Annotated in this window: 10 protein-coding genes and 1 pseudogene; 10 read left to right on the top strand and 1 reads right to left on the bottom strand. The window is 37.4% G+C overall.

Annotation, left to right across the window (positions count from 1 at the left end; genetic code table 11):
- The first annotated feature begins 112 nt into the window (after positions 1–112).
- From LOS73_RS12675 to LOS73_RS12635, 9 genes are all read left to right on the top strand, one after another.
- The gene (locus tag LOS73_RS12675; RefSeq protein WP_342864013.1) at positions 113–1108 is read left to right on the top strand and encodes a WD40/YVTN/BNR-like repeat-containing protein; all 996 of its coding nucleotides are present in this window, start codon (positions 113–115) and stop codon (positions 1106–1108) included.
- Positions 1108–3429, top strand: coding sequence for an efflux RND transporter permease subunit (locus LOS73_RS12670; RefSeq protein WP_033039011.1), 2322 nt, complete (start codon positions 1108–1110; stop codon positions 3427–3429). The genes LOS73_RS12675 and LOS73_RS12670 overlap by 1 nt, the downstream gene beginning before the upstream one ends.
- A 209-nt stretch (positions 3430–3638) precedes the next feature.
- Positions 3639–8480 (top strand): NAD-glutamate dehydrogenase, encoded by a 4842-nt coding sequence (locus LOS73_RS12665; protein WP_007375731.1) that lies wholly within the window; start codon positions 3639–3641, stop codon positions 8478–8480.
- Between the two features lie 119 nt (positions 8481–8599).
- Entirely contained in the window at positions 8600–9610 is a 1011-nt protein-coding gene (gene pyrD, locus LOS73_RS12660; RefSeq protein ID WP_033039014.1) for a quinone-dependent dihydroorotate dehydrogenase, read from the top strand.
- 121 nt (positions 9611–9731) lie between these two features.
- Positions 9732–10262 (top strand): cell division protein ZapC, encoded by a 531-nt coding sequence (locus LOS73_RS12655; RefSeq protein ID WP_033039017.1) that lies wholly within the window; start codon positions 9732–9734, stop codon positions 10260–10262.
- 452 nt (positions 10263–10714) lie between these two features.
- Positions 10715–12832: a bifunctional 23S rRNA (guanine(2069)-N(7))-methyltransferase RlmK/23S rRNA (guanine(2445)-N(2))-methyltransferase RlmL gene (gene rlmKL / locus LOS73_RS12650; RefSeq protein WP_033039018.1), complete on the top strand. Its 2118-nt coding sequence runs from the start codon at positions 10715–10717 to the stop codon at positions 12830–12832.
- Entirely contained in the window at positions 12825–13064 is a 240-nt protein-coding gene (locus tag LOS73_RS12645; RefSeq protein WP_033039020.1) for a glutaredoxin family protein, read from the top strand. Before rlmKL ends, LOS73_RS12645 begins: the two co-directional genes overlap by 8 nt.
- A 15-nt stretch (positions 13065–13079) precedes the next feature.
- Complete coding sequence (gene uup, locus LOS73_RS12640; protein WP_033028381.1) at positions 13080–14993, top strand: ATP-binding cassette ATPase Uup; 1914 nt, start codon at positions 13080–13082, stop codon at positions 14991–14993.
- A gap of 11 nt (positions 14994–15004) precedes the next feature.
- On the top strand, positions 15005–16747 hold the full coding sequence (locus tag LOS73_RS12635; RefSeq protein WP_033039024.1) for a DUF3466 family protein: 1743 nt from the start codon (positions 15005–15007) through the stop codon (positions 16745–16747).
- Between the two features lie 89 nt (positions 16748–16836).
- Here LOS73_RS12635 and LOS73_RS12630 read toward each other — a convergent pair whose 3' ends face one another.
- Positions 16837–17343, bottom strand: a complete 507-nt coding sequence (locus LOS73_RS12630) for a DUF2062 domain-containing protein (RefSeq protein WP_033014898.1) — start codon at positions 17341–17343, stop codon at positions 16837–16839.
- On the opposite strand from LOS73_RS12630, the pseudogene LOS73_RS12625 reads away from it, so the two are divergent.
- Positions 17323–19589 (top strand): annotated as a pseudogene (locus LOS73_RS12625) (DNA internalization-related competence protein ComEC/Rec2). The gene LOS73_RS12630 and the pseudogene LOS73_RS12625 overlap by 21 nt on opposite strands.
- The last annotated feature ends 43 nt before the right edge of the window (positions 19590–19632 follow it).

The following is a 19632-nucleotide window of genomic DNA, read 5'->3' as shown; positions in this document are numbered from 1 at the left end:
CTTAACAATATGTTAAGTGCCTTTTCCTTTCTCATCGCGTTTGTCTTACAGCGCGCAACGCACTCCCTAGTAAAAAGACAAACAACTCTCTCGTACAAGGCGATTAAAATTTATGAAGTATTTGGTATATGCCAGCCTGATAATAAGCGGTGCGAGTGTTGCACAAGAAGCCCCTAACTATGCAATCAGTGCAACAAATGCAGCTAAAACCTTACTCACCGATATAACTAACACGGGTAATGGCTTAATTGCTGTTGGTAAACACGGTACTGTTATTAAAAGTACATCGGGTGATTCATGGCAACAAGCTGAGCTAGTTCCAACTCAAGTGCTCTTAACTGCCGTTGATTTTAGTAACGAAAATAATGGATGGGCGTGTGGCCACGATGCAACAATCATAAATACTACTGACGGTGGTCTTAATTGGCAATTACAACAAGTAAAACCTGAATTAGATAAACCGTGTTTAGATATTTTATTTGAAAACGATTTACAAGGCTTTGCCGTTGGCGCATATGGTATGTTTTACCACACCACAGATGGTGGAAAGCATTGGCAAAAGCGTTTTTTAGACTCTTTGTTATTTAGTGATGATCGCGATTATTTAAATGATTTAAAAGAAAATGATCCTGAAGGTTATGAGGCTGAAACAGCTTCAATTTTACCGCATTTTAATCGTATAGAAAAAACGACTAACGGATTAATAATCGTTGGTGAAATGGGGTTAATGGCCAGAAGTTCTGACAATGGTGTTACTTGGGAACGTTTAGAAGAAATTTACCCTGGTTCCTTTTTTGCGTTTAATTCAGATGAACAACAAGAGGTTGTTGCAGGTCTACGCGGTAACGTATTTACGAAACAACGAGGGGAGCAAGAGTGGCAGCATTTAGAAAATGTAAAAGCTGCAACCGTTAACAGCATCATTAATTATAACAATGAACAATGGTTAATGCTGGCCAACAGTGGAGTTATTTTTCATTTACAAGATGGGTTACTTACTCACGAGCAACTCGCTGATGGTAAAGCAATACTTGATGGTGTGATTATAAATAATAACCTAATCATGGCTACAGAAGATGGCATTAAAGTGAAGGAGTTGACCCCTTAATGCATAAGATTTTAGATTTAATAGAAAAAGCGATTTTTAGACATCGCTTAATCATGCTTATAAGCTTTGCACTCATAACGTGCTTACTTGTATTTAAAGCAACGCAAATTCAACTTGATGCATCGTTTAATAAAAATATCCCGTTAAACCACGATTATATGAAAGTGTATACCAAGCATGAAAAGCAGTTTGGTGGTGCAAACAGTATTCTTATTTCAGTCTGTGACGACAGTGGTAATATATTTAATCCAGAATTTTTTACTCAGCTAAAAGCGGTTCATGATCAGCTTTATTTTATACCTGGAGTAAACCGTCCATTAGTAAATTCTATATTCTCCCCCAGCGCTCGTTTTGTTGAAGTAGTAGAGGATGGCTTTGCAGGTGGTCCAATTATTCCTGCAAACTTTAAAGCAGATACGCGTGGTTTAGGTGTAGTAAAGGAAAACATTGAAAAAGCAAAAGTTGTAGGGCGTATGATTGCCAGCGATTATTCGTGCGCGATGGTAACGGCTCAACTTTTAGAAACAGATCCTCAAACACAACAAAAATTAGACACATTAGCTTTTGCACAAAAGCTAGAAAGTGATTTAAGAGAGCCTTTAAGTACAGACAAAGTAAGTATTCATATTATTGGCTTTGCAAAAATGGCCGGGGATATAGCTGAAGGCGCAAAGGGGGTGGTTGTATTTTTTGCCATTGCTATCGCCTTTACTTTTATTATGGTTTGGCTGTTTTGTGGTAGTTTAAAGCTAACTATTTTGCCTATTGCGTGTTCCATCATTGCTGTTATTTGGCAGCTAGGCCTGCTTTCAAGTTTAGGGTTTGGCCTTGATCCTATGTCTATTTTGGTGCCATTTTTAGTCTTCGCTATTGGCGTAAGTCATGGTGTGCAGATGATCAATGCAATAGGCAAAAAAGTAGGTGAAGGGAAAAGTACTAGGATTTGCTGTCAATCAAGTTTTAGAACGTTACTTATTCCAGGTGGTATTGCACTTTTATCAGACACTGTTGGCTTTTTAACATTATTGACCATTGATATTGGTATTATCCGTGAGCTGGCAATAACAGCCAGTTTAGGTGTTGCGGTTATTATATTTACTAATTTAATTTTATTGCCTGTTTGGGCTTCTTACATGAAATTTGAAGGCAGTGTGCATATTCAATCAGGTGATGCGGATAAACCAAATCTGCTTGATGCGATTCGTGACATACTCGTTAAAGCAACCGATCCTAAAATTGCTAAAATTATTATAGGCTTTACTTTGGTGTTATTTGCTTTGGGCTATTGGCAAGCAGATAAAATGCGCATAGGTGATTTACATGCCGGAGCGCCTTCCCTTCATCAAGATGCTCGCTATAATCAAGATACTTTCTTAATATCAGATAAATATACAATTTCATCTGACATTTTAAAGGTCATTGTTGAGGCCTATCCTGCAGCGTGTACTGAACATGATGTTATGGAGCGTATTAGTCGCTTTCAATATAAAGTTGAAAATGTAGCCGGCGTGCAATCAGTTGTTAGTTTGAGTTCCGTTGCGCAGTCAGTGAATGCAGGCTATAACGAAGGTAATCTTAAGTGGCAAAGTCTTCCACGAAATTCTGCTAGTTTAGTGCAATCCACTTCAAGAGTAGAAACGAGTACGGGTTTACTCAATGGTGATTGCTCTGTTATGCCTGTTATTATCTTTTTAGATGACCACAAAGCACAAACGATTGACCGCGTAATTGAAAACGTTAAACAATTTTCAATAGAAGAAGGCACTGATAAATTAGCCTTTAAATTAGCATCTGGGCCAGTTGGGGTAATGGCTGCAACAAATGAGTCAGTATCTGAAGCACAAATACCAATGATGATATACGTTTATGGTGCAGTAATTATTTTATGTTTACTAAGTTTCAGAAGCCTAAAAGCAACAATAGCCGTGGTATTACCACTTTATATTGTATCAACACTTGCACAAGCACTTATGGTTCAACTAGAAATAGGCTTAACGGTTTCTACATTGCCGGTGATTGCTTTAGGAGTCGGTATTGGTGTTGATTATGGCATTTATATCCTGTCATCAATGATGGGGCAGCTTAAACAAAACGTGCCACTGAGTGTTGCTTATCGCAATGCATTGGTTGAACGTGGTAGTGCCGTGTTATTTACGGGTATTACGCTTGCAATTGGTGTTAGCACATGGATTTTCTCTGATTTGAAATTTCAAGTAGACATGGGAATACTACTTACCTTCATGTTTTTAGTAAATATGTTAGGTGCAGTACTGTTATTACCTGCGATTGGAAGCTTACTCTGGACTGACCAGAAGAAATAAAGTGAATAATTTTGCTCCTTAATGGCCAGTAATGGCCATTTATATCTATAATTTGTGAATAGATGACCAAATAGCTGAAAAGCTTAAAATGTTTTCATCGAAAAGGCTGTTTATTAGCTGTAAAAGGGTTAGAATTTAACTGACTCCACGCTAATAAATGGCTGTACAAATATTCTGCCACTAGGCAGTAATAGATTAAGGAACATACAATGACACGAAATGAAGGCCAAGCCTCGGTTATCCTAGATAATGTTTGTAAGCTGATCCAAAAAAAAGTTCACGCTGATAATGTGTTACTCGTTGAAAAATTCGCCAAAGCCTTGTACAGCAACATGTCTAAAGAGGATTTGGCTAATCGTAACGATAGTGACTTATATGGCGCTGCACTAAGCCTTTGGAATTCGCTAGAAAAGAATACAACTGATAATGCTGTTATCCGCGTTTTCAATCCCGAAGTGGCTAAAGATGGCTGGCAGTCATCGCATACAATTGTTGAAATTATTGCTAAAGATATGCCTTTTTTAGTAGATTCAGTGCGTATGGCCATGACTCGTGAAAATATCGCCTCTCACTTATTACTTCATAGCCCACTTAAAATTCAACGTGACAAAAACACGAAAATATCGGGTTTATCTAATTTAAAAGCAGAGCAAGAATCGACGTCGACTAAAACGGTTTTCTTTATTGAAATTGATCGTCAAACAGATTCTTCTGTAATTGAGTCTTTCAAAAAAGAATTAGAATCAGTACTCGTTGATGTATCCGTTGCAGTTGAAGATTGGCAGCCTATTCGTAAAAAATTAATTGCGGTCACCAAAGGGCTACCTAAGCGTCGCCACAATAAAAATGAAAACGAAGTTGCCGAAACGGTAGAGTTTTTAGATTGGTTAGTTAAAGATAATTTCACACTAATGGGTTATCGCGAATATGAATTGAGCCCTGTGCAAGGTGACTACCAATTAAAAGGCAAAATGGACACTAGCCTTGGCTTGATGAAAAATTCAACTGAAGAACACACACGATTATTATCAGAATTACCAGAAGTAGCACGCCAAGAAGCGCGTAGCAGTAATTTATTAATTTTAACAAAAACCAATTCACTTTCTCGTGTACATCGCCCCGCTTATATTGACTATGTTGGTATAAAGCGTTTTGACGATGAAGGGAATGTAATTGGCGAAGACCGTTTTATTGGGTTGTTTTCTTCAAGTTTTTATAATAATAGCGCCGCGGATGTCCCTGTATTAAAGAGTAAGATTAACCGCATCATGGAGATATGTGACTTTGCTAAAGGCACGCATGCTTACAAAGCGGTTTTAAATATTTTAGAAACCTATCCCCGCGACGAGCTAGTTCAAGCGCGTGAAAACGAACTACTTGAAGTTGCCATGGGGGTTTTACAAGTACAAGAGCGTGACATGTGTCGCTTATTCGTTCGTAAAGATGCTTACGGCCGATTTTTCTCATGTATGGTTTATGTTCCTCGAGAACGTTACAACACAGCGCTTCGTCGTGAAACGCAAGATATTTTAGGCAACGCATTTAATTCTGACAACAAAGTCGAATTTACTACTTACTTTTCTGAGTCAACACTGGCGCGTACCCATTACACTGTTCGTGTGACCGATAACAATATTGAATATAACGTGAAAGACATCGAAAATAATTTAATAGAAGCTGCGCGTACTTGGGAAGACAAGTTGCAGTCTGCGCTTTTAGAATCAGCTGGTGAAGCACGCGGTAACGATTTAAACCGTAAATACTGTAATGCGTTTGCACGTTCATATAAGGATGAAGTGCTTCCCAGTGCCGCAGTTGTAGATATTGAAAAACTAGAATTATTGACCGACGAAAATAAACTAGAAATGTTGTTTTATCGTCCACAAGAAGAAGCTAATAGCAATATTGTACGATTAAGCTTATTCCATAAAGATGAGCCAATTCATTTATCTGATGTTATGCCAATGCTTGAAAACTTTGGTCTACGTGTTGTTGGCGAAACGCCATATTCAGTTAAAACCAGTGATGGTCGTATTAATTGGATCATGGATTTTTCTATGCTAATAGACAGCAAAGGAATGGCTGACTTTGATAAAATTTCAGCACGTTTTCGCGCTGCATTAACAAATGTTTGGGGCAACCGTCTAGAAAACGATGGTTTTAACCGTTTAGTTTTAATGGGTGGCCTAGCAGGTCGTGAAGCTTCTATTTTACGTGCTTATGCTAAATATATGCGTCAAATTGGTGTTACGTTCTCGCAAACGTATATTGAAAGTACTTTTGCTAATTACCCAAATATTGCTGCGCAAATAGTTAATTTGTTCGCTAAAAAGTTCTCAATTAAAGCCCCGGCTAGTGCTAAAACACTTGAGAAATTAATAGCACAAATTTACCTAGAACTTGAAAATGTTGCCAACCTTGATGATGACCGAATTATACGTTTATACGTTGATATGATTGTTGCAACGCTTCGTACTAATTATTATCAAAAAGATGCACAAGGTCAGTTTAAATCTTATGTCTCATTTAAGATTCAACCTAGTCTAATTCCTGATGTACCATTGCCACTTCCTGCATTTGAGATTTTTGTTTACTCCCCACGTGTTGAAGGCGTGCATTTACGTTATGGTAAGGTGGCTCGTGGTGGACTTCGTTGGTCTGATCGTCGTGAAGATTTCCGTACAGAAGTCCTTGGTCTGGTAAAAGCGCAACAAGTTAAAAATACAGTAATTGTACCTGTTGGCTCTAAAGGTGGTTTTGTATGTAAACAGCTACCGACTGAACGCGAAGCGTTTATAAAAGAAGGCCAAGAATGTTATAAAATATTTATTCGCGGCTTATTAGATATTACAGATAACATTGAACGTGGTGAAATAGTGCCAGCTCGAGATGTTGTTCGTCATGACGAAGATGATGCTTACTTAGTAGTTGCGGCTGATAAAGGGACAGCCACCTTCTCAGACATTGCAAATGGTATTGCGAATGAATATAACTTCTGGCTAGGTGATGCGTTTGCTTCAGGTGGTTCAGTTGGTTATGACCACAAGAAAATGGGTATCACTGCTAAAGGTGCATGGGAATCAGTTAAGCGTCATTTCCGTGAAATGGATATCGATTGTCAAACTACCGACTTTACAGTGGTCGCCATAGGCGATATGGCAGGGGATGTGTTTGGTAATGGTATGTTGTTGTCTAAACATATTCGTTTACAAGTTGCATTTAATCATATGCACATTTTTATTGATCCTAACCCAGATGCAGCGACATCTTACCCAGAGCGCGAACGTCTATTTAATATGCCACGCTCATCTTGGGAAGATTATAACAAAGACCTTATTTCTGCAGGTGGAGGTATTTTTTCTCGCGCGGCTAAATCAATAACATTAAGCCCTGAAATGAAAAAAATGCTTGGCACTAAAAAAGCAAGTATGACACCAAACGAATTAATGAAAGCATCATTAATGATGAACTTCGATTTACTGTGGAATGGCGGTATCGGAACGTACATTAAAAACTCTAAAGAAACTGATGCAGATGTTGGAGATCGTGCAAACGATGCACTTCGCATTAATGGTAATGAGTTGGGTGCAAAAATTATAGGTGAGGGCGGTAACTTAGGCGCAACTCAACTTGGCCGTATAGAGTTTGCAGCAAAAGGCGGGCGTGTCAACACTGACTTTATCGATAACGTAGGGGGTGTTGCGTGTTCTGATAACGAAGTTAACATTAAAATTTTACTTAATGGCTTAGTTGCGGAAGGTGATTTAACCCGTAAACAACGTGATGAGCTACTTTATTCAATGACTGATGAAGTCTCTGAATTAGTGCTTAAAGATTGTTATCGCCAAACGCATACGATTTCAATTACGCAATCGAAGGGCACGTCTACTCTTAAAGAAAAAATACGTTTTATTCATGCGCTTGAAAAAGACGGCAAGCTAAACCGTGCTATCGAGTTCATTCCTAGTGATGAAGAATTGGCAGAACGTGCAGCCGCAGGTAAAGACTTAACTCGCCCTGAGCTTTCAGTGCTCGTGTCTTACGCTAAAATGGTATTAAAAGAGTCTTTAGTAAGTGATGAAATTACTGAAAACCCATATTACCGTCAGCTGCTTGTTAAATCGTTTCCACGGCCATTACGTGAGAAGTTTAACGATGCGATGAACAACCATCCACTACGTAAAGAAATTATTGCAACTAAACTTGCTAACAATATCGTTAATGATATGGGTTTAAACTTCATGGTACGTATGCATGAAGAAACTGGCGCAAGCGAAGCTGAAATAGCTATGTGTTATTCAATTGCCAGTGAAATTTTTGAAATGCGCGATACATGGTCTTCTATAAGCGCATTAGATAATAAGATTCCAGCAGCTGTACAAACTGAGATGCTTTACCAACTTCGTCGTACTGTGCGTCGAACTACACGTTGGTTCTTACGTCATCGTAATAAGGCGCAAACGATTGAGCAAGGAATTGAGTATTTTGCACCAACATTCAAAGATTTAAGTGAAAACTTAAATACTTATATCGTTGAGAAAGAAAATGATCGCATAGTACAAGAAGCTAATAAGCTAATTGAAAGTGGTGTACCGGAAGCTATTGCTAAGCGAATTGTGGCATTATCAAGTTTGTTCTCGGTAATGGACTTAGCGGAAATTGCGAATAGTTCGGGCCGAGGTATCTCAATGGTATCTAATACGTACTTTAAACTTGGTGCGCGAATGGGTCTGCATTGGTTCTTAGATCAAATTACCCATCAACCGGTTGCAAACCATTGGCAAGCGCTTGCTCGTTCTTCTTACCGTGAAGAGCTAGATTGGCAACAACGTACGTTAGCTGAAGTAGTATTAAATAGCTTTGAAGCTGATGAAAAAGATGTTGATAGTCAAATAGATGAATGGATGGATAACCAAGAGTTATTATTACTTCGTTGGAAACAGATGTTGGCTGAATTTAAAACTTCACAAAGTCATGATTTTGCTAAGTTCTCTGTAGCACTTCGTGAATTAATGTTATTGAGCCATAATTGTAATACTTCAGGAAAATAATTTAGCCTTTCATTTGTTTTTATTCCACAAAAAATAAATGAATTGATTATTTTGTTATACAATACCTCAGCCTTGTCTGAGGTATTTTTTTGTCTGTATTTTAATAGAGGATTATATTCATGTTTTACGATTTAGCTCGCCGTTTTATGTTTACCCGTGATGCGGAGTGGGCGCATGAGTTTGCTCTAAGTAACCTACGTCGCTTCGCTAACACACCGTTAAGTGCCGCTTGGTCGCAAAGTATTGCAGACAAACCAGTTAATTTTTTAGGCCTTGAATTCAAAAACCCAGTTGGGCTTGCTGCAGGGCTTGATAAAAATGCTGAATGTATAGATGCATTTAGCCAAATGGGCTTTGGTTTTATCGAAGTCGGTACGGTTACACCGCGCCCTCAAGTGGGTAATGATAAACCTCGTATTTTTAGGTTGCCAGAGTCAAATGCAATTATTAATCGCATGGGGTTTAATAATAAAGGCGTTGATAACTTAATCGCTAACGTAAAAGCGGCAAAGTACAGTGGGATACTCGGTATCAATATTGGTAAAAATAAAGATACACCTAATGAGCAAGGTAAAGATGACTACATTTATTGTATGCGTAAAGTATTTGAGCATGCCTCATACATTACGGTAAATATTTCATCACCAAATACCCCTGGACTTCGTGATTTACAATATGGTGCAGCGCTTGATGATTTACTGCAAAGCCTTAAAAGCGAGCAACTTGATCTAGCAGCTAAACACAATAAGCAAGTTCCGATGCTGATAAAAATTGCGCCGGATCTGGATCAAATACAAATAGAGCAAGTAAGTGAGTCACTTTTAAATAATAAAATTGATGGTGTGATTGCAACTAACACTACACTTGAACGAGCTGCAGTTATGGGGCAGCAATATGCAGAAGAGGCCGGCGGTTTGTCAGGTCACCCTGTTAGAATGCGCTCTACAGAGGTCGTAAGCGAATTAAAGCGTTTAACACAAGGTAAGTTGCCAATCATCGGAGTAGGCGGTATTGACGATGCTACATCTGCAAAAGAAAAGTTAGATGCAGGCGCAAATTTAGTTCAAGTTTATACTGGGTTCATCTACAAAGGTCCACAATTGGTAAAGACGATCGTTAACGGCTTATAAGGATCAGTTATCTAAGCTTTTGATCGTTCGATAAATGTTCTAAAAAAATATTTAAAAAATGGTCAGAAGCCGTTATACTCTAAGCATCGTCTAATTATTTAATAAACCCAAGGAGGAGTAAATGTTACAAGCATCAAAGCAATGGCAGTGGATTGCTTGTCCTGATAAAAACCGTTTATTACTTGATTTAAATGACGATATGCAATTATGTACGCCTTATAAGTTAAGACAGTTAACGGATTCTGTTTTTAAGAATCCACGCTTTAGCCTCGAAGATGCGGCATTTTACGAGCAAGTTTATAATTACCTTGATGGGTTTGAATTGTGGTCTGCGGCTCAAGTTTGTCAAATATCGCTAAATGCGACCGCTGTTAAGTATCACTTAAAGCCCGTTTTAGCAAAAAGTTGGTTTTTTGAAGAATACACCGGGACAGAGCCAAGCGTAGAGGCAATAGTAAAATTAACATCTAAAGCGCAATCGGGTGATTTCTTAATTGTAGAGCACTGCTCTGATGCATCTATTTGTTTGAATCTAAGTGAAACCTTTAAATTGGACGAAAACTTATCTTTAGCACAATTTGAAGTAATCCGTATTTTGAATAATCGAGTCCACCCCATCCTAAATCAGCAATACCAAAGTCAAACCGCCTAAGGTCTGCTGATCTTTGCGGATTGAAATTTGTTCAAACTAGGGGCTATTTAATCGCGGCGCGAGATTTGTAACCTAGTGGGCTCGGTAACTGCTCCTTCGTTACCATACTGGCTTACATCCATGTAAGAATAAGTAAAACCGAGCAAAGCTTCCGCGTCCTGCTCACGCCCCTTACCTACATCCACTTAGGCAACAAAGAGTAAATAGCCCCTAGGAAGAACCGTTTGGGCAGCGCCTGTTTGGCATTAATGCTACGTTATCGCCCATTTATGGGGAATGACCACACTGCATAGGCTCTGCCTTGCCTAAATACCAAACAGACTGCTGCAAATTTAACCTTGAAAGTTCAACAGACCCTCATCAAATTTAAGTTTTTAAGCGTGTCTTTATGGCGTGTATGTCACTCAACCTATGTTATAATCCTGCGCAATTAGCTATTAAGGGTTATTACTTTGCAATTTATCGCACTTACTTCTATCGGAATCGAAAATTTATTGGTTGATGAATTAACAGAACTTGGCGCAACTGTGTCTAAGCAAACTGTTGGTTCTGTTCGTTTTGAGGCTGACTCATTACTGGCGCAAAAGGTTTGTTTATCAAGTCGTTTTGCAACGCGTGTGCTTATGCTTATTGAAGAAAAAGAAGGCGTAGATGACAAAAGTAGCCTGTATAATTTTGCGCGATCGCAACCTTGGCAAGAGTGGTTTGGACCTACCCAAACATTCGCTGTCGACTTCAACGGTACCAATGACTCATTAAAAAACACACAATTTTCTGGTCTTGTAATAAAAGATGCGATTGTTGATTATTTTAATGATTTATACGAGCAGCGTCCCAACGTTGATAAGCAAGACGCTAACGTACGTGTTGTTGCACGACTAAATCGTTACGGCGTTTCTATGTATATTGACTATTCTGGCCCTCGTTTGTCTGAACGTGGTTACCGTCAAGGCCAAGGTAAAGCTCCAATTAAAGAGCACCTAGCTGCTGCACTAATTAAGCGAAGTGGTTGGCTTGATAATGTAAAACAGCCTTTATTCGATCCATGTTGTGGTGCGGGTACTATTTTAATCGAAGCGGCCGGCATGGCACGAAACGAAGCGCCGGGATTATTCCGTGAAGGCTTTGCTTTTGAACGTTTACCCAGTTTTAGAGCCGCTAAGTTTAAAGAACTTAAAGAAGAGTTACTTGCTAACATTACCGACCCTAAATTGTGGTTAATTGGCCACGATTACGATGAACAAGTTTTAAGTAAAGCGATTGATAATGCCAAACGGGCTGAGCTTGATGATGTTATTAAGTTTAAGCAAAGTGATGCCACTAAGCTTACAGCCGTTGCTAAGTTACCTGGTGTGGTAATTTCAAACTTACCTTATGGTGAGCGTATTGGTTCTATGGCTGAGCTTGTTGATTTACACCGTAATTTAGGTGTTGGCTTTAAAAAGCACTTTAATCATTGGAAACTTGCCTTACTGGGTATGGACGAGAGCTTATTTAAACTTTTAAAACTTGTGCGTCTTAAGCGTTATAAGTTTAAAAATGGCCCACTTGATGTTGAACTTAACTTATATCAATTAGATGATAAGCAAGTAAGTTTGACCACCGATGATAAAAAAGCGCTTAATTTTGAAGGCTCTACGTCATTCGCAAATAGATTGAAAAAGAATAAGCAAGGCTTAAAAAACTGGCTTAAACAAAATAAAGTAGACGCTTATCGTGTTTATGAAGCGGATATCCCTGAGTACAATGTTGCTGTAGATATTTACGGTGATTCAGCGGTTATTTTTGAATATGCAGCGCCTAAAGAAATTGATGAAAAAACATCAGAAAAACGCCTGCAAGACGTAATAACATTGACTTCGCAACAACTTGATATCTCACCTGAAAATATTGCTGTAAAAGTGCGTAAAAAGCAAAAGGGTGAAGACCAGTATACCGCTATGTCTAAACAAAACCGAACTATGATAGTTGAAGAGTTTGGTGCTAAGTTTAAAGTTAATTTATTCGACTACTTAGACACAGGTTTATTTTTAGATCACCGTTTAATGCGTCGTTATATTCAAGAAAATGCAAAAGATAAACGCTTTTTAAACTTGTTTGCATACACAGGTACTGCCTCTGTGCATGCTGCACTTGGTGGCGCTAAAGCAATTACAACAGTTGATTTATCTAAAACCTATTTGAAATGGGGCCAAGATAACTTCGATTTAAACAATATCAGTAATACACGTTACCGTTTTGAACAAGCAGATTGTTTAAAGTGGTTAGAGCATGCAACAGCACAATATGATTTGATATTTTTAGACCCTCCAACGTTCTCAAACTCAAAACGTATGAAAGACGCGTTTGATGTGCAAAGCGATCACATTAAATTATTAACGTGGGTTAAAAAGATCTTAAGTCCATCAGGTACTTTGATTTTCTCTAATAACAAACGTGGTTTTGTAATGGATGAAGTTGGCCTGATTGGTTTAGGCTTAAAAGCCGTTAATATCTCAGATAAAACACTATCACCAGACTTCAAACGTAATAAAAAAATCCATAATAGCTGGCTAATTACGCATGGCTAAATGGGTTTTATATCATACTGATGGTTGCCACTTGTGCGAGCAAGCTGAGCAACTTATCACTGAAGTACTTCGTGATGCTAGTGAGTTATTACTCATTGATATTATGACTGATGAGCAGCTTATTGCTGAGTATCAAATTACTATTCCTGTATTAAAAAGTGAAAAAGGCGAGAAATTATATTGGCCTTTTACCTTACACTCTGTGCGCGAATTTTTAGCACAAGCAGAATAAGAGCAAATAAGAACTATGGATTTAATTAGAATTTTAAAAGCACAACTTGCTTTTGGTACACATGCTTTGCTTAACAAAGCAGATGCGGTTATAGAAAGTGGCGAAAGAGTGTGTGTTGTTGGTCGAAATGGCGCGGGCAAGTCAACGCTGCTAAAAGTACTTGATGGACAAGTTGTTTTAGATGATGGCGAAATAAATCAACTCGGTGGCATTCGAATTTCTCGCTTAGAGCAAGATCCACCAAAAGGTGCAAGTGGCACTGTATTTGATTACGTTGCGCAAGGTATGCCAGAAATTGCTAACTTACTCATTGACTTTCATCATGTTAGTAACGAATTGCAAACACAGTGTACTGATAAGTTATTAAACAAGCTTGAACGTTTATCAAACCAACTTGAAGCCGCTGATGGCTGGCGCTTTGATAGCCGAATTCAATTAGTCTTAACACAATTAGAACTAACGCCAGAGGCTAAACTTGAGTCCCTTTCTGGTGGTTGGTTACGCAAAGTGGCACTTGCGCGTGCACTTGTAAGTGAGCCTGATTTATTGCTACTAGATGAGCCGACAAACCATTTAGACATGGCAAGTGTCATGTGGCTTGAACAGTTTTTAAAAGAATTTAAAGGCGGCATTGTATTTATATCACATGACCGTGCGTTTATTCGTGCTGTTGCTACGCGTATTTTAGATTTAGATCGCGGTAAACTTATTTCGTACCCAGGTGATTACGCGACTTATCTAGAGCAAAAAGCGCATGATTTAAAAGTAGAAGAAGCGCAAAATGCATTATTTGATAAGCGTTTAGCAGAAGAAGAAACGTGGATCCGCCAAGGTGTTAAAGCGCGTAGAACACGTAACGAAGGGCGTGTTAGAGAGTTAAAGCAGCTACGTAATGAGCGTAAACAACGTGTTGATCAAGTTGGTAAAACTGACTTTAATATTGAAACAGCAGACCGCTCTGGTAAATTAGTATTTGAAGCTCAGCACCTTTGCCATGCATTTAAAGACAAAGTTATTGCTGATGATTTTTCGACACTTGTTATGCGTGGTGACAGAATCGGCTTAGTAGGTCCGAATGGTATTGGTAAAACAACACTATTAAAACTAATGTTTGGTGATTTAGAACCAGATAGCGGCATAACTAAGCAAGGTGTTAATTTAGAATTTGCTTACTTTGATCAGTACCGTGAAAAACTTGACGAAGAAGCAACAGTTCAAGATAACGTTGCCGAAGGTAAACAAGAAGTGATGATGGGCGGTCGTTCACGTCATGTTTTAGGTTATTTGCAAGACTTTTTATTCCCGCCAGCACGCGCTCGTACACCGGTTAAAGCACTCTCTGGTGGTGAAAAAAATAGACTGCTATTAGCTAAACTGTTTTTAAAACCATCTAATATACTTGTTCTCGATGAGCCAACGAATGACTTGGATATAGAAACATTAGAGTTACTCGAGGACATTATTAATCAATACCAAGGTACAGTGCTGATTGTAAGCCATGACCGAGAATTTATTGATAATACATGTTCTAGTGTATGGGCATTTGAAGGCAATGGTAAAGTAACAGATATCGTTGGTGGTTATAGCGACTATGAAGCCTATGTTAGTTACTTAGCTGAACAAGAAAAAAAAATTCAGCAACAACCAGTAAAAAAAGTTGAAAAAGTAGTAACTCCAGCTGCCAAACCTGCAGCTAAGACAAATAAACTCTCTTACAAATTAAAACTTGAATTAGAGCAACTACCGAATAAAATGGAAAAACTAGAAGCTGAAATTGAAGCTCAACAAGCTGTAGTGAGTGACGCAGACTTTTTTAAACAAGAGAGTGATGTAACAACTAAAGCATTGAACCATTTAGCACAACTTGAGTCTGACCTTGAAGCTGCCCTTGAGCGCTGGGAAGAACTTGAAGAATTACAGAATCAGTAGTAAGGACTAAAATGAAATATAAATTACTCGCTGCCAGTATTTTAGCGACATTAAGCACTTCAGCAATAAGTGCGACATATCAATTAACTGAGTTAGGGTCTTCTGAAAACGCTAAACACTCTTACGTTACCGATGTTAGTGAAAGCGGCCATATTATTGGTGTCGCTAATGGTTTATATAATTTACCAATTGATACAAGCTATATAGATTTTTCAGAAAGTATTATCAAGAATAGTTACAGTAATACAGAAGATGCATTTGAGTTAAGCGATAAAGTAATTACCTTTACGCTTGATGATATCGAAAACAATGATGCTGTTGCGACTAACTCTGACGCTCATAGTTTTATGATTAGCTTTTTATCATCGATTTCTACAAATTTTGAGTATCAGAAAATAAGTTCATTAATAGGCGTTAATTTTAATGATTCTACTTTAACAGAGCAGCCTTTATTTGATATAGCTTCAGTTGATTACGATGGATTAACGCGCTCTACTACGAATTTGTATAATGCTGTTAGCGAAGATGGTGTTTCAGTTGGTTGGGGCAGTGCACCCTACGATAAAGTTTTATTCACTCCTGATGGAGATGACGAAGCTGAAACATGGTTCACTCATGAATTTATTGAACGAGGCATCGTAATTGGCGCAGATGGTTTACAAGTTCCGTTAATCCCTGAGTTTAATGAACATGGCGGTACAAGTCGTGCTAACGATATTATAAAGACAAACAGCGGATACACGGTTGTTGGAAATATATCAATAGATATTCCAGCGGATAGGTTAGAAAATATTGAAGATAGTTGTGATAATGAAGATGAACCTATATCAGTATGTGTTAATTTATTAAATTCTAATATATCACGAGGCTTATTTAATAAGCGTGCTGTAAAATGGGAACTTGATGAATCGTTAAATATTACTTCTGTCGAAGAGCTTGGTTTAGCACTGACACCTGATGAAGGTGAAACTGAAGATGATGCATTTATAAGTACTGCACTTGCGGTTAATAGTAATGGTGTTGCTGTAGGTTCATCGCATACGCGATACTACAAAGATGATGACATTATATTAACCATGCCCGTTTATTATAAAGATGGTGCGGTAGTTGATTTTATAAATCAAGAAGATGATTGGCAAGGCGGTAAAGCATTAGCAATAAGTAATAATGATGTTATTACGGGTTATGCTATTAAACGAATTGAAGGAACACTTCGAAATAAGTTTTTTTATCATGATATAGCAACAGGCAATACGGTATTTCCTACTGACTATTTTTCTAGTTCAAGTTCTTATGGTAATGATATAAATAGCCAAGGTTATATTGTTGGGGAAGGTGAGGTAGGTGTTTCAGATAGCTCACGTCGTAAAGAGGCATTTGTATATAAGATTGGCGAAGATAAAATAACCAACCTAAATGACTTATTACCATGCTATGAAACTGATGGTGAGACAAATTATGCTTATACAATGGCTGAAGCTAAAGTAATTAACGAAAATAATGAGATTTTTGGTGTAGCAACCAAAACAGTTGAAAAACGTGATTCGTTAGGTGGAATTGTTACTGATATTGAAGGCAATATTGAATTTGAAAGTGTCGCAGTTGCAGTAAAGTTAACTCCTATTGCTAATGGTGAAGTTGAAAACTGTGCACCTCCTGAAGCAGAAGTTTATGAACGTAACTCTGCGAGCTTTCCTTGGTTCACATTATTATTACTCCCCTTAGTTGGCATAAGACGTATATTCCGTTTTTAATTAACTAAAGTGATTCGCATAAAAAAATCCCAACTTCATTAAGTTGGGATTTTTTTCGTCTATAGTAATTAGAGCTTATAAATATTTGGTTATTTGTTGCGTGTTGCCCACGCTTTGACTACCGAACGTCGCCAAATAATATCTATACTAAAGTAAGCAATTATGCTCGCGATAGAGGCGCATACCAATGAGCCAATTAAAAAAGCGGGTCCAATAGTTTCTATACTTTCTAGAAACCAAGCCCAGCTAGGTTCAAAGGCAAAGTGTTGCTCTGGCTGGTTTAAAATTAATGTACCAACTAAATACGAACCGTAGAATATAGGGGGCATAGTTAATGGATTTGTAAGCCAAACTAAAGCAACCGAAATAGGTAAGTTAACTCTAAATACTATAGCTCCAGCTGCGGCTAAGACCATTTGAAAGGGAACAGGGATGAAAGCAAAAAATAGCCCAACAGCAAATGCTCCTCGAGCGGACCGTCTATTTAAGTGCCAAAGATTTGCATCTTGCAAAAGGTGCCCAAAAATTCTTAGATATTTATGATGTCTAATTTTATTTGGATCAGGTAAAAATCTTTGGATCGTTTTTTTAGCCATTTAAAGCAACCATTTACATCAGTGTGGATAAGTCTTGGGTTTGTAATTGGCTGTATCGCAACCGTATTTTATTATCAAACTCTCGAATTTATAATATTCACAATATCAGTCCTTATTGTGAGTTTGTATTTTAAGCCGTTTTTAAATGTATTGTTAGGCTTTATTTGCGCTATTTGTTGTGTATCACTGCATTATTATACTTTTTATAATTTTGAAAGCCCAAAACAGGATGAAAAGTATGCATATGCAACTGAGCTAATTGTCGAAGATATAATTTCAAATAAGCAACCTCAATACATAAGAGTAAAAATAATAGAATTTGATACTGCTCAATACGCATATTTTAGGGCACCGAGTGCAATGCTAAGTGTGAATTCTGAACAAATACTTTTTGTTGGTGATACTTTTAAAGCAACAATAGCTATAAAAAACTTTCGAAGTACTAAAAATTTTAATGTATTTGATAACGAGAGATATGCTTTTACACAACGGATATTTTTTAAAGGAAAAATACTCAATAAAGAACTTATTGTTGCGCGTAATAAAAAACACAACCACCTTATAAATTATAGGGAATATATAAAAAGGACTTACAGTAATACAAAACTTAGATGGCTATATTATGCACTATTAACGGGTGATAAGTCGTTAATGAGCTTTACAGATAAGCAATTAATGCAATCATTGGGGTTGAGCCATTTACTGGCAATATCCGGATTACACATCGGGTTAATATTTGGTTTTTGCTATGTAATTACGCGATTTTTATTTAAACAAATAAAATACGCTGGTGAGCAGACTAAAAACCTGTCTGTTGTTTATAGTCTAGTTGGCTTTATTGGATCGTTTTTCTATGTATATTTGAGTGACTTTTTAGTTTCAGCTACACGCGCCTTAATCATGCTTGGGTGTTATTTAGCACTCTACTTTTTGGCAAAACAACCATTACGTTGGCGAAGTATTTTATATGCACTTGTTATTCTGCTTATAATTAATCCTTTTAATGTATTAAACGCTGGGCTGTATTTCTCGTTTATTGCTGTGGTTATTATATTTCTAGTTGTTAAGCAAATACCGATTTTTAATACATCATTTCTAAATAAGGTCGTTGCATTAACTGTCGTTCAAATTGCTTTATTTATTGGTTTATTACCAGTTTCATTATACTTCTTTAATGGCGTGAGCTTAGTTGGTTTAGTACTGAACTTAATTGCTATCCCATTACTTTCTTTAGTCGTTATGCCTTGTCTAATTATTATCACATTTATTAGCAGCTTACTTGATATAGGCATGATTATTAGTGTTTTTGATGAAGGCTTAAGTTATTTATTCGAATGGCTATTGAAAATACCTAGTTATATTCGTTGGTTAAATATAGGTAATATTGACGCTATTGTTGTTGTTTTTTCATACATTACTATTTCGATTTTTTATTTAGTCCCATATAAATGGCTAGCAGGTGTTCCATTAAGTGTCATATTGTTTAACTACTTAATAGTGGATAAGCCAAAATGGCAATTACATGTTTTTGATGTAGGACATGGATTAATGGTGCTAATAGAAAAAGATAAACATGCACTAATTTATGATTTTGGGCCTAGTTATTTCAATCGTTTTAGTCGTACCCGTAGTATTTTACTGCCCTTTATTGAGTCAAACAATCTTACTGTATCAACAGCTATTTTAAGTCATGAAGATAACGATCATGCGGGGGGGTAGAGCATTTTATAAAAGCAGGCTACGAAACTCGTTTTACCACATTTCATCCCCATAACTTACAAGACACTTGCAAAGTAACCAAAATAGATATTTTTGGCCTTCAAATTGAAAGCTTTAAAACGTTAAACTTCAAAAATGAGAATGATGATTCATGCGTTATTCGTGTTGCTGATAAAACCCACAGTGTTTTATTAACGGGTGATATATCTAAACAACGAGAGTTGCAATTATTGCAAGAGAACTATTTTTTAAAAAGTACCGTTATGCTAAGCCCACATCATGGTAGCGATACATCGTCTAGTAATGAGTTTATAAGTGCTGTAAATCCTAAAATTGTTATTCATTCTAGTGCTTACAAAGGACAATGGCACTTCCCGAAGGAGGAGGTTGTTGATCGTTACGAAAAAATAAATGCAACTCAATATGTGACAGGTCAACAAGGACAAATAAGTATTGAATTTTACAATGATAATGTTCGAGTAAAAGCGGCTCGAGAGGATGAAAGTTACTGGTTTATCAAAAATTGACGTTTTGTTTTAGTGTCCCTAAGGATACAATAGAGTCTGTAAT

It is taken from the genome of Pseudoalteromonas sp. SCSIO 43210 (assembly GCF_054133285.1).
The sequence above is the reverse complement of the archived record's forward strand: the minus strand, read 5'-3'. Positions and strand labels throughout refer to the sequence as shown.

Bases quoted from the DNA above. Each gene is read 5' to 3' on its own strand.
- LOS73_RS12630 (WP_033014898.1), bottom strand. From the start codon at position 17,343: ATGGCTAAAAAAACGATCCAAAGATTTTTACCTGATCCAAATAAAATT.
- LOS73_RS12655 (WP_033039017.1), top strand. From the start codon at position 9,732: ATGTTACAAGCATCAAAGCAATGGCAGTGGATTGCTTGTCCTGATAAA.
- LOS73_RS12645 (WP_033039020.1), top strand. From the start codon at position 12,825: ATGGCTAAATGGGTTTTATATCATACTGATGGTTGCCACTTGTGCGAG.
- uup (WP_033028381.1), top strand. From the start codon at position 13,080: ATGGATTTAATTAGAATTTTAAAAGCACAACTTGCTTTTGGTACACAT.
- LOS73_RS12635 (WP_033039024.1), top strand. From the start codon at position 15,005: ATGAAATATAAATTACTCGCTGCCAGTATTTTAGCGACATTAAGCACT.
- LOS73_RS12670 (WP_033039011.1), top strand. From the start codon at position 1,108: ATGCATAAGATTTTAGATTTAATAGAAAAAGCGATTTTTAGACATCGC.
- LOS73_RS12675 (WP_342864013.1), top strand. From the start codon at position 113: ATGAAGTATTTGGTATATGCCAGCCTGATAATAAGCGGTGCGAGTGTT.
- pyrD (WP_033039014.1), top strand. From the start codon at position 8,600: ATGTTTTACGATTTAGCTCGCCGTTTTATGTTTACCCGTGATGCGGAG.
- LOS73_RS12665 (WP_007375731.1), top strand. From the start codon at position 3,639: ATGACACGAAATGAAGGCCAAGCCTCGGTTATCCTAGATAATGTTTGT.